The organism is Sporosarcina sp. P32b, from assembly GCF_002743335.1.
GTDB lineage: Bacteria > Bacillota > Bacilli > Bacillales_A > Planococcaceae > Sporosarcina.
This window is the reverse complement of sequence record NZ_PDZB01000021.1, coordinates 42,511-55,055: the sequence shown is the minus strand read 5'-3', so window position 1 is coordinate 55,055 and position 12,545 is coordinate 42,511. Positions and strand designations below refer to the sequence as shown.

The following is a 12,545-nucleotide window of genomic DNA, read 5'->3' as shown; positions in this document are numbered from 1 at the left end:
CAGCTAAACCACAACCTCCTGATTAAATAGGAAAAAGAAAATGCACGTGCAAGAACCACAACTTAATGCCGCTTATTACGAACTCTAAACAGAAACGTAATCTGATAGCACTTCAACGAGGAAAAACAACTACCTGAACTGCCCTACCCACACTCCAACGAAGGCGCCTGCTGTGGTAGGCGTAGCGAGGAGACAAAGACAGGCGCACTATCCTGTCTTTGGCTCCTCGCGAAAGCCATCCACCAGCGCCGAAGTGGGGACAATGAGTTCTCCACTTACATAGGCAGCTAAACCACAACCTCCTGATTAAATAGGAAAAGAAAACGCACGTGCTAGAACCACAATCCAACACTGCTTATTACGCACAATTAACAGAAACGTAATCCAACAGCACTTTCACGATTAAAAATACCTACCCGAACTGCCGTACACCCAATCCAACGAAGGCGCCTGCTGTGGTAGGCGTAGTGAGGAGACAAAGACAGGCGCACTATCCTGTCTATGGCTCCTCGCGAAAGCCATCCACCAGCGCCGAAGTGAGGGCAATGGACTCGCCACTTACATAGAAAGCTAAACCACAAACTACTGATTAAACAGGAAGAGAATAAGCACGTGCAAGAACCACAACTCAGTGCCGCTTATTACGTACTTTAAACAGAAACGTAATCCGACAGCACTTCAACGTGTAAAAATACCTACCCGAACTGCCCTACCCACACTCCAACGAAGGCGCCTGCTGTGGTAGGCATAGCGAGGAGACAAAGACAGGCGAACTTCCTGTCTATGGCTCCTCGCGAAAGCCATCCACCAGCACCGAAGTGGCGACAATGAACTTGCCACTTACATTGCCAGCTAAACCATGAACTCCCCCGCTTACTCACGAAGACAAAATAATAAAACAAACAAAAATCCGTTACAAGAAGTAAACTCCTCATAACGGATCCACACACTATACAGTCAGCTGATTAACCTCTTTCGCAAAAATATTTTGCGCCTTAGAAATATCTACCTCATGACCCATTTCATTCAACGTTTCACCAATCTGCATAACCGCCTTCTCCAACATATCGGCTGTTGTATTCCCCATATGCCCGATACGGAACGCCTTTCCCGCTAAATGAGCGAGCGAGCCGGATAGAACAGTCCCCTTGTCCGCCATAGCCGCACGGAACTTCCCGTCATCAATCCCTTCAGGATACAAAATGCAGCTCAACGTCGGTGCCGCCACTTCTTCTGAAGCAATTGCCTTCATACCATAGACTGCTAAACTCTGACGGACAGCGCGACCGAATGCTTGATGGCGTCGAATACGTGCGTCTAATCCTTCTTCCAATACGATACGTAGCCCTTCTTCTAGCGCATACACTAAGTTTACTGCCGGCGTTGCGAAGTATTTTGAAGGATCATGCATGACCGGAATCCAATTATAAATATCACAATAGTAAGCTTGCACACGTTCCATAGCGGCACGTGCATCCAAAGCTTTCTGATTGAACGCTACAAGCGCAATACCTGGTGGAACACCAATCGCTTTTTGTGAGCCAGTCAAGACGATGTCGACTGTGTTGCCTGCTCCGCCGTATTCTTTACTCATATCCTCATCCATTGCAGTTGTTGCACAAACACCGTCAACGATGACAAGAGCACCGTGCTTCTTAATTACGGGCACAACTGCTTCCAAATCAATTCGTACACCTGTTGAAGTATCTGCATGTGTCACAGTAACTGCTTTATAATTACCTTCAGACAATTTCTCATCAATTTCTTCAGGCGACACTTGCTGCCCCCATTCGGATTGCAATACATCTACTTGAATACCGAATGCTTGTCCTAATTTAATAAAGCGGTCTCCAAAGTAGCCTTGGCTGACGACGAGAAGTTTTTCTCCTTCTGCAATCGTATTGACAATTGCCATTTCCATTCCGATCGTTCCTGAACCAGCAACCACAAATACCTCACCGTCTGTATTAAAGATCTCTCTTGTCTGATCAATAGTATGTTTATAGATTTTCACAAAACGTGGATCCGTATGTGACCATGTCTCACTCGCCATTGCATCATAGATAGAATCCACTACTGGCGTGGGTCCAGGGATTAACAACATTTCTTTATTTCTCATCATTTAAATCCTCCTCATAATGAAGTACATATCTCATATACTATACAAACTATCTAACTATTTCAAATAAAAGAAAAGGAGAGAATTGGATGTATTTATCCAATTCTCTCCATAATTCACTTCATCTAGTTAAAGATGTTGTGACTTCGTTATCATATGAATACCCCTTTTGTTGAAGCGAACGAGACTTTCTCCCAAAAGTCACACTCGGTAATGCAGTGTTGCTATTAGAACTGTGCTGTTTCAGTTGAACCAGACATAGCAGTTGTTGAAGATTGTCCTTCAGAGATAACTTGTGTAACTTCGTCAAAGTAACCTGTTCCAACTTCACGTTGGTGACGAGTAGCAGTATATCCTTTTGATTCATTTTCAAACTCAGCTTGCTGAAGCTCTGAGTAAGCAGCCATTCCGCGAGTTTTGTAACCGTGTGCCAATTCGAACATGCTGTGGTTTAATGAGTGGAAACCAGCAAGTGTTACGAACTGGAACTTGTAGCCCATCTTACCAAGTTCAACCTGGTACTTCGCGATTGTTTCTTGATCAAGATTCGCTTTCCAGTTGAATGATGGTGAACAGTTATATGCAAGCATTTTTTCAGGGAATTTCGCGTGAATTGCATCAGCGAATTCTTGCGCTTCTTCAAGTGATGGGTGAGAAGTTTCACACCATACTAGGTCAGCGTATTCAGCATAAGCAAGTCCGCGTGCGATTGCTTGCTTGATACCTGGAGTAGTTTTGAAGAATCCTTCATTCGTGCGCTCTCCAGTGATGAATGGAGCGTCGATTGGATCGATGTCGCTAGTTACCATGTCAGCAGCGTCAGCGTCCGTACGAGCGATGATTACTGTATCAACACCTAGTACGTCAGCAGCTAGACGTGCAGCTGTCAGGTTACGAACTGCGTTTTGAGTTGGAAGAAGTACTTTACCACCCAAGTGTCCACATTTCTTTTCTGATGCTAATTGGTCTTCCAAGTGAACACCAGCAGCTCCAGCTTCGATCATGCCCTTCATTAGTTCGAACACGTTCAATGGACCACCGAAACCAGCTTCCATGTCAGCAACGATTGGAGCGAACCAGTTAAATCCGTCTTCGCGGCCTTCTGCATGGTCGATCTGGTCAGCACGTTGAAGTGCTTGGTTGATGCGCTTAACAACTGCAGGTACAGAGTTTGCTGGATATAAACTTTGGTCAGGATACATTTGTCCTGCAAGGTTTGCATCAGCAGCAACTTGCCATCCGCTTAGATAGATAGCTTGTAGACCAGCTTTAACTTGTTGAACTGCTTGGTTACCCGTTAGTGCACCTAGTGCATTAATGAAATCTTCTTCATGAAGAGATTCCCAAAGGCGAGCAGCCCCCTTTTCAGCTAGTGTATTTTGAATTAGAAGTGAACCTCTTAGTTTAACTACATCCTCAGCAGAGTAGTTACGTTTGATTCCTTTCCAACGGCTATCCTCGGCCCAGCTTTTCTCTAATTGTGCAATTTGTTCTTGTCTAGTTGACATTATAACTTCACACCTTCCAGGTTTTTCGACTGGTAACTGTTACAGTCTGTTTCATAACAGCTTCCTTCGTTAGTTATTACTATATAACAGTCAATCAGAATTGTCAGTCCATTTCGACAAAAAGGCTTTTTTAGCGGATGAAAGAATGGTAGAATGGATGAAAGGGCATACATTGGAATATAACTATATAAAAAGGGGATTTTATGAAGATTATGGAAAATATCGATATCCCGAAGAAAATTCTGAATCAATACGCTTCTGTATTGGAAGACTGGGTTCCAAAAGACGCTTCTATAGCTATTGCCGTTTCTGATCACTATATTTATTACGTTCCAGGCATGCATGATATTCATTTGCGGGAAGGTCAGCATATCCAGACGGGCAGTATTGCTGAAGTTACGATCAAAGATCAGCGGAAAGTGGAAGTCGTCATGGATAATTCTCTTTATGGTACATCGTACTTCGGTATTGGCTATCCTATTGATGTACAAGGTGAAAATGGTGCGTTAATCATTATCCTTCCCCCTAACTTCCACGTACTCAAGAAAGATCAGTTACAATTTCTAACAGGGAAGAAAGAGGACGAGTGGTTCCCTATTCCATTGGATCAGGTTAGTTATGTAGAAAGTTTACATAAGAAGACGTGGTTTTACACAGCGGGCGATAATTATAATATTAGTTTCACGCTGAAAGATTTACACCTTCGTTTGCCGAGGAATTTCTTACGAATTCATCGTTCGTATATTATTAATATGAATTGTATTGAAAAGATTTCGCGGGATTTCTCTTCGAATCTTGTGATTAAACTGATTGACGGTACGGAGCTACCAGTAAGTCAGACATATTTAAATGAAGTGCGAGCGCTTTTAGGATTTTAATATAAAAAAGACTGAAGACCATTCCTATTTATTTAGGATGGACCTTCAGCCGGGGCATATGATTCATTTCATATGCTTTTTTATTTGTTCTTTTTAATTGCGTCCGTAAATTGTTTTGTCCCTTTCATTGCTTCTTCATATAATGAAGCGGAAAGTTTTTCAGTTTTAGCACACGTCTCTTTCCAATCTACCGCCAGTGAATCAAAGGCTTTAGAGAAGTGGTCGTCTGCTTTATGCATTTCACCGATTGGAATCGCCACTTCTGATAGGTCAGCAAGTTTCATGAAGTCTGTCACTTTGTGATGGTAACAAACAGCTATGACAGGTGTTGCCGTACATGTAGCTAAGATTAACGAGTGTAGTCTTGTGCCGATTACGATATCTTGTTCAGCGGAAATTTGCAGTAAGTCAACGGGTAATAGATTACGATCGATAACCGTAGTCTTTTCCGCTTCCTTCATTAAGGATTGAATATCTTTCGTAACATCGGCGTCTTGAGGGAACTTGGTCGCGAAGAATGTGATTTCAACAGGCTGTTTAGCGGCCAGTTCATCTAAATTTCTCGCCATTCCTTCTATATACTGTTGATAGATATCTTCCTTACTCTCCGGCCAGTACCCCGCATGATAATAAGGTACAGCTGTAATACCGATTTTCAGTGGACGATCAGCTGTCGCTTTGCGCTCACGTTTTAATGAAAACGCTGGATCCCCTATCACTTCTACAGGTTTTTGTACGCCTACTGCCTTCAATAAATCAGCTGATTCAGGATCTCTCACTGAAATACTCTCAGCATGTTTGCCCATGTAACGGATGAACCATTTACCTAGCTCGCTATTAAGAGGACCTGCTCCACAGCCGTAAATGACATACGGAACGCCAGAATTCTTAGCCATCATAGCGTACGATCCATATAATGGTGCTTCGCGTTTATAAAGATCCATTAAAATTCCGCCACCGCCTATAATGAGCAAGTCGAATGTTTTAACGATCTTTTTGTTTTGAAGATACGTGGCACCGAACGTTTTCACCGCGTTACCCTTTTTATAATATAAAGGTGCACTCATCACTTGATAGCGTTTCGCAGTTTGCTTCGGGTTATTGCTGAATACCGTAATGACGTCGCTTGGGACATTGAAGGTCGATGTAACTTGTGAAATGAGACTCAATAAAATGGCTTCATCGCCGTTATTGTCATTTCCATAGTTCCCTACTATTCCTATTTTCAATTTATACCATCCTCTACAGTTCATTTGATATAAGTATAGCAGAGTGACCTTTTATAGTGTATTCAAAAGACAGAGAAGCCTTCCAAACCAAGGACATGCCAAGGAATGGAAGGCTTCTATAATTACTTCGCTATACTTCTATATAGGAATGCACTGAATTGGGCACGATTGACCGGTTTACCTGGCATGAATTCGCCTTTTTCATTCCCAGTAGTAATTCCGTGGTTCGCCAAAATATGAATCTGCTTGTACGCGCCATGTTGCGGTGAGACGTCTATGAATTTCTTCGTAGACTCTCCTTCTAAACTATAGGCTTTGACTAAAATCATCGCCATCTGCGAACGAGTCAATTGTCCTGTTGGATCAAATGTCCCGTCAGAATGGCCGCCGACGATATTAGCATTGGCGATGGCACTGATTTCATTGTAATAGCGATGTGTCTTTGGAACATCACTAAACTCTCTTCTCGCTTCCTCTGCTAGTGGTAAATTGAACGCTCGACTTAAAATTAATGCCGCGTGCTCTCTTGATAACGTATTACCAGGATTGAATGTTCCGTCCGTGTCTCCATTGATGATACCGCGATCCCGTAGGAAATAGATTTCTGTCGCGTAAGCATAAGACATCGGTACATCTTTAAATAATTCATTACTTGGATTATCTATAATAGGTGGCACAGGCTCCACTGGTTTAGGCGGAGCTTCAGTGGACTTCACTTCAACTGGTACAGAGATCACTTTCTTACCTAGAGTCGCCTGCACTTGGCCTTTTCCTGCTTTCGTTGCCGTAAATGTTCCAGAAGAAGTGATGGAACCCAGATCATTGGTAACGCTCCATACTAATTGGTGCGGTTGATAGATGATCGGTTTTCCAGAAGCATCTGCCGGTGTCGCAGTAAATGTGATTTTCTCCCCTGGCTTGACGCTAGTTGCAGTAGATTTCACATCAAGTCTCGCAGGCTGGTCAATGACCGTGACGGGGAAAGATTGTTCAGCCAATCCATAGTTGACGCTGATACGATCTTCTCCTGCCTGAACTGCTTTATATGTCAGACCTGTTCCTTCAACCGTTCCTTTTGCAGATGTCGTCTTCACTTGGGATGCGTTCGGCACAATGGGATTATAATGCGCATCCAATACATGATTGATTTTCAAGTCAGCAGTTGCACCGACTAACATCTCCCCCATTTGTGACCGGGAAGCACTTACGTATGCTGGTTGTCCTGTTGGTGCAGTACTTACTGCTTCAAGAATAGCTGAGATGTTACGTTGTGTAGAATTGGATGTACGATTAGCCAACACGACTTGGTTACTACCGTAGTTACGAATTCCCATCGTAGTGGAACCGCCACCGTCAAAGTTCAACGCGCGGTCATATCCTTGAGATACAAGGTAATCTGCAAATTGAGTCAATGTCATGCCGTTACTATATCCAGCTCTTGAATCAACCGTCACCATCTGCACTTGTTTTTTATCTTTACTAATCGCAATAGCCGTTCTTGCCGTCTTGGCTGTCGCACGCCAGTTATTCGTATCCATAGTGATATGACGTTGTCCGTCTTTAACAAGCATCGGACCACTCGCCATCATGAATTCAGAGTCTTTCCATTTATCATCAATCGATAGATTCAATGCTAGCGGATCTCCAACAGCAACGGACTTAAAGCGATCCAATCCTTTTTTCCCATGAATGGATACGACAAAACCATTTTTCGGTATAGTTACTGCTTTTTTATCTCCATAACCACGTATGTTAACCACTTTACCTTGAAGTTGCTGTCCGTAATGTGTTGATGTGATCGGCGCACTCGTTTCAACAACTAATTCAATACCGTATTCATTGGAACCGGTCGTGTTTTTCACATGTTGCGGGGTAAAGACGATCGTTTCATCTGCCTGACGCTCACGGTTCAGACCCGTCATTTGAAAGGTGTTGCCATTGACTCCAACTTCAATTCCTAGATTAAAATAATCAATTTCTGAAAGACCGTTACTCGTTACACCAAACGCAATCGGATGGCTGACATAATATGAGCTTGCACTCGAGATGACGCCGCCATTCACGATTTCATTGCCTTCGGATAACAGATACATCGGCATACCTGTCTTCATATCGAAGAACGAAGTGTTTACTGCACCTACAACGCGATGGCCTTCTTTAGAATCTCGGTTTGCCAAAGTCAATGTAGGCGCCGTTTTTGATATAGGTGCGGGAAGACCCATTTTCAGTTTCGTGAACGGGTCACTCAGATCAACGCCTATGTGATTGATGTGACTACTTGCTGAATATGTATAGTGAGAATAGGTAACACCTGAAGACACGGGGTAACTAGAAACAACTTTCGTGCTTGCTGCCGCTGAAAATGGCAATGAAATTAGCATAGCTGCTGACATAGCGGTAACGACTACTTTCCGCTTCGTGCGAGACAGCAAAGTATTTTGTACGATAACACAACTCCACCTTTCCTACTCTTATCAATCTATAGTCTATCAAATTAGGCCTATGTTTTCATGTACCGTTTGAACGAAATAAGTAGAAAAAAGAGGGTTTATGGAATTTAAGAGTGATATTGGGTTTTCGTTGAGGTGGCGGATTGGAGTTTTGATGTTTTGGGGTGGGCGGTTGATGGATATGAGCGGGTAGCAAGTGATATTGGGCGGATGGCGGTGGACATTGAGCAAATTCCGAGTAACGTTGAGCGGATAGCAGCCGACATTGAGCGAATCCCATACAGCATAGAGCGGTCCCACAAGAACAATGAGCGAAAAAGCCGTTACTATGATCACCTACATAAAAACGAACAAACCAAATAAAAAAACCTACGAATGGATTAACCATTCGTAGGTTTCGATGTGTCTCGCTGCTTGCTAAACGCAACAAATGCGCCAAGCAAGATAAAGTAGAACAAAGTATACATCTTTAGTTCCCAAATATTATAGTACATTCCGGAAACGCCTGTTGAAAACCATAGCGCAATCATAAACACACCGAAATTCGTGTGTCGTGATTTCCAGAAGTACCACAGCATACTAAGCAAGAAGAGCGCAAAAATCAATACACCGATTACACCGGTTTCTGCAATGACTTGAATATATTGATTATCTGAATAAAAATACTTCCCGCCATAGATATCCGAACTGATGCCATAGTGATCATAAATCGGTGAACCGTACGACAAAGTAGCCGAACCACCGAATGAACCGAATCCGGTACCCGTTATAGGATGATCGCTGAAGATCTCAAACCCTTTACTTATATAGAAGAATCGTCCGCTTTCAGTCATGAGCGCTAAGTTTTTCTCATCAAATGTTTCGCCGAAGCGGCCACCGATACTTCCAGCTCCGTCAGGCTTCTCTTCTATTTCTACACCCAACGTTTGTATATATTGTACAGCTAGGTTAACTGGATAATATATCAGGATAATTGATGCAACACCTGCAATCACCAATCGCTTCAAGAGATACCATTTTCTTGTCATGAGAATGAAGACTATACCGAACACTACTGCGGAAATCCAAGTTCCTCTTGAATAGGTAAGAACTAGAATACCGAAGAACAATACGAGCAAAACACGGAATGTCCATTTGTATTTATTTTGCTGGTAGACATGTTGCAAATAAACGATCCCGATAATCCCGAAAAACAGAGATAATGCCAAAGAGTTAGGATTACCGGTAAGTCCGTAAATACGCACAGCATTTGTTGCAGATAAAACTTTATACTTCCATTCTTCAGGTAGCAGTAACTGTCGCAATGACAGTTTTTCTACTAAGCCATGAAGCGACATCACAATGTTCAACCAAACCGTCGTCCAGGCAAGTTGTTGCAACCATTTGTTCGTCAACGTCATTCTTGAAATGATGTAGTATAGCAAATACATAATCAAAAATGTTCGAACTTGGAAAATGATAGATGTAGGGGTGACGTCGTTTAGGAATCCTACGATTGAGCCAAATAAAATAAAGGCGAAGTAGGACCACTCAAACCATTTGAATGTAAATAAAGAACGGAGATTATGCCGGTAATGGAACAAAGTCCACGCAAATACGACAAATATTATTAAGTCTCCTATCAATTTCAGTCCACTATTCACTTCCAGCAAAAATGGTCGTATGTTGACGTAGATGACCAGAAATAGAATACTTTGCTGTGGTTTAATAATAGAAAATAAGACAAAAAATAAGGCCGTTCCCAGCAATGCTATTTTTGACGGTAACAATAATGCAATGAGCATCACAGCTACTGCAATCAGTATTGTACTTGTGGAGTATTTATCTACTCGCTGTTTCCATATATTCATTAGTCTATAAAACCCTTTCTACGCTTGCTAGTTCCTTGTTGCATTATATCACTATCTAGGACGGAATAGTGAAAGCATTCGTTGCATCTTTTCGAATAATTGTAGATTGTCGTTTATTGCTATATTTGGTATTTCAACGTGAATGAGTAATTTACATAATTAGTATGCACTTTCACCCTATCGATCTATATACACCCCCTACCATATAGGAGTTTATTATAATAATAGTCTATTAATATACCAAAAGGTGCTTACCAATACTAGCCCTTTCTGCTACAATAGTAGGAGATTTATATAGGAGGTTTTGATTTGAAACGTTTGATTACATTACTGACACTTTTACTTTTAGTCGCTTCTCCTATCTTCACACCGGTGGCGAGTGCAAATGATTTCACTGGTCACCAAATGCAGCAAGAGCTGACATTTTGGGTAGATAAAGGAGTAATTCAAAAGGACGCCAAAGGGAATGTCTATCCGAATCGTGCGGTGACACGAGGAGAATTTGCTTCGTATTTGGCACGTTCACTCGAATTACCTGCTTCGACAAGATATACCTTTAAAGATTTAACAGCAAACCATTCCCGCACAATTGAAATTCAAAACGCTGCAGGCGCTGGAATTTTAGCTGGATATCCCGATGGTACATTTAAAGCGAGTCAGCAGATTACCCGACAGCAAATGGCAGGCATGATATTTAAAGCATTCCGCTTCCTCAATATCCCTGTCAATTCAACTACCGTTCAATTTAAAGATAGCAAGAAAATCTCGTCGAATTTCATACCGGCTGTTTCTGCGGCTTCTTCATTGAATATCATACGAGGCGATCAAGGGTATTTCAAACCTACAAGTAACGCAACGATTGCTCATGCTTCTGCATTTTTATTCCGTATGTTCGCAGTAGCTGATGGAAAAGGTAGTACCCGTCCTCCGACGAATGTTGGCGGCACGGAAAATCCTAAAGTGCATAAAGTTAGCTCGATTTCCAACAGTCAGCTGAATGTAACAGATGAATCATACATCACGTTTGAAGACGCATTGGCTGCATATAATGCATCTTCTATCGTTCAGACCATTTCCGTTAATAATAAAATTATCAAAATGAAGTCAGGTCAGGCGTTTGCTTCAGAAAACCCTAAGCAATATACGTCATTATATAGTGATCCTGCATTAAAAAACGAAGTGACATATGTGCAAAAAGGGTATGAACTAGACTATATAGGCAGTAGCCCTGAACGCATTGTCGTAGACGTAGGCGGCTATACCTATTATGCGAAACACGCAGAAATTGATCTAATCCCTTCACTGTTATCAAAAGGTGCAAGCCAATATAAAGTAACAAGTGATGGCTTACTACTTCACCAACCCTATTATCGTACATACGATGCAAAAACGAAACAATATAAAGGTAGTTACGCAGAGTATACAGTAGGCCCTGCTTCTCCTGCAATGAAAAAAGGACAGACCTATACGAGTAACGATGGAGTTCATTTTAAAGAATTAAACGGCGCAGCAACGATTACCTATTATCCGTACTTCCAATTCCAATCGGTGCGCCAGCCTTCCACTTACACAGGACAGGAACTGGATCGTTTTATTTCTAACGCATTACAAGCAAGACAGAAGACAGGTATTGCACGCTATAAAAATGCTACATCCAAGTCGAAATTAATTGGACTGGGTACGTATGTGAAACAAATGGAGAAACAGCATAATGTGAATGCGATGTTCATCTTAGCAACCGCTATACATGAGAGTGATTACGGAATGAGCGGCAATGCTCAGCAGAAAAACAATATTTTCGGCATCCGCGTATTCGACTCTTCTCCGGATAAAGGTGAAGTCTACGGAAACCCTACGAGAAGTGTCGATGCATTCATCACTCGCTACATCAACTTAAACTATGCGAATCCACTTGGCGCTTATGCCAATGGTGCAGCTCCCGGTAATAAAGCAGTTGGTTTCAATATGAAGTATGCATCCGATCCTTTCTGGGGAAGCAAGATTGCCGGCCATATGTGGCGGATCGATCAGTTCCTCGGGAATAAAGATGCAAACCAAGCGCAATTAGCTGTGATTTCATACACCGGCAATACTGCGGTCAATATCCGGACAAGCCCTGAAGCGGTGAATAGAAATAATATTCTATTCTCATACAAGCCTAAGCATCCAGGCAATCTAGCCGCATTCGGTTATCCGTTGATTGTTACAGATCGCACGACAGGCGCGGATGGCTTCGTTTGGTACAAGGTGCGAATGGATAGTAATCCAGGTACGCAACAAATCAACGAACCATACGGCTGGATCCGTTCCGATCTAGTGACGCTCGTTAATTAAATACACACTAGAAACCACCATCTCCGGAAGCTTTGGAGTTGGTGGTTTTTAGTGTGAAGAGTAATCCATGTTGATTGATCCGCAGTCGCTTACTGTCATTTCATTAAGAGGAAACGCTCATAGTTCCACGATATCCGCTCATAAAACTTTCAGAGGTGCTCTATGATCCCTCGAAAG

7 protein-coding genes are annotated in these 12,545 nt (G+C 42.3%); 2 read left to right on the top strand and 5 right to left on the bottom strand.

The features are described 5' to 3' along the window. Nucleotides 1-949 precede the first annotated feature (949 nt). Nucleotides 950-2,119, bottom strand: coding sequence for a pyridoxal-phosphate-dependent aminotransferase family protein (locus CSV64_RS13275; protein ID WP_099635066.1), 1,170 nt, complete (start codon nucleotides 2,117-2,119; stop codon nucleotides 950-952). A 227-nt stretch (nucleotides 2,120-2,346) separates the two neighbouring features. Continuing rightward, the gene (aceA, locus tag CSV64_RS13270) at nucleotides 2,347-3,627 is read right to left on the bottom strand and encodes an isocitrate lyase (RefSeq protein WP_099635062.1); all 1,281 of its coding nucleotides are present in this window, start codon (nucleotides 3,625-3,627) and stop codon (nucleotides 2,347-2,349) included. Nucleotides 3,628-3,830: 203 nt separating this feature from the next. Between aceA and CSV64_RS13265 the strand changes: the two genes are divergently transcribed. Further along, nucleotides 3,831-4,505, top strand: a complete 675-nt coding sequence (locus tag CSV64_RS13265; protein WP_233190479.1) for a LytTR family DNA-binding domain-containing protein — start codon at nucleotides 3,831-3,833, stop codon at nucleotides 4,503-4,505. An 80-nt stretch (nucleotides 4,506-4,585) separates the two neighbouring features. Here the strand turns inward: CSV64_RS13265 and CSV64_RS13260 are convergent, their stop codons facing one another. From CSV64_RS13260 to CSV64_RS13245, 3 genes are all read right to left on the bottom strand, one after another. Next, nucleotides 4,586-5,734, bottom strand: a complete 1,149-nt coding sequence (locus CSV64_RS13260) for a polysaccharide pyruvyl transferase family protein (protein ID WP_099635061.1) — start codon at nucleotides 5,732-5,734, stop codon at nucleotides 4,586-4,588. A gap of 122 nt (nucleotides 5,735-5,856) precedes the next feature. Then, on the bottom strand, nucleotides 5,857-8,127 hold the full coding sequence (locus tag CSV64_RS13255; RefSeq protein ID WP_143565207.1) for an S-layer homology domain-containing protein: 2,271 nt from the start codon (nucleotides 8,125-8,127) through the stop codon (nucleotides 5,857-5,859). Between the two features lie 437 nt (nucleotides 8,128-8,564). Continuing rightward, entirely contained in the window at nucleotides 8,565-10,034 is a 1,470-nt protein-coding gene (locus CSV64_RS13245) for an O-antigen ligase family protein (RefSeq protein WP_099635058.1), read from the bottom strand. A 309-nt stretch (nucleotides 10,035-10,343) separates the two neighbouring features. On the opposite strand from CSV64_RS13245, the gene CSV64_RS13240 reads away from it, so the two are divergent. Next, nucleotides 10,344-12,368, top strand: a complete 2,025-nt coding sequence (locus CSV64_RS13240; RefSeq protein ID WP_099635057.1) for an S-layer homology domain-containing protein — start codon at nucleotides 10,344-10,346, stop codon at nucleotides 12,366-12,368. Nucleotides 12,369-12,545: the final 177 nt, after the last annotated feature.

Bases quoted from the DNA above. Each gene is read 5' to 3' on its own strand.
- CSV64_RS13255 (WP_143565207.1), bottom strand. From the start codon at position 8,127: ATGTCAGCAGCTATGCTAATTTCATTGCCATTTTCAGCGGCAGCAAGC.
- CSV64_RS13265 (WP_233190479.1), top strand. From the start codon at position 3,831: ATGAAGATTATGGAAAATATCGATATCCCGAAGAAAATTCTGAATCAA.
- aceA (WP_099635062.1), bottom strand. From the start codon at position 3,627: ATGTCAACTAGACAAGAACAAATTGCACAATTAGAGAAAAGCTGGGCC.
- CSV64_RS13275 (WP_099635066.1), bottom strand. From the start codon at position 2,119: ATGAGAAATAAAGAAATGTTGTTAATCCCTGGACCCACGCCAGTAGTG.
- CSV64_RS13245 (WP_099635058.1), bottom strand. From the start codon at position 10,034: ATGAATATATGGAAACAGCGAGTAGATAAATACTCCACAAGTACAATA.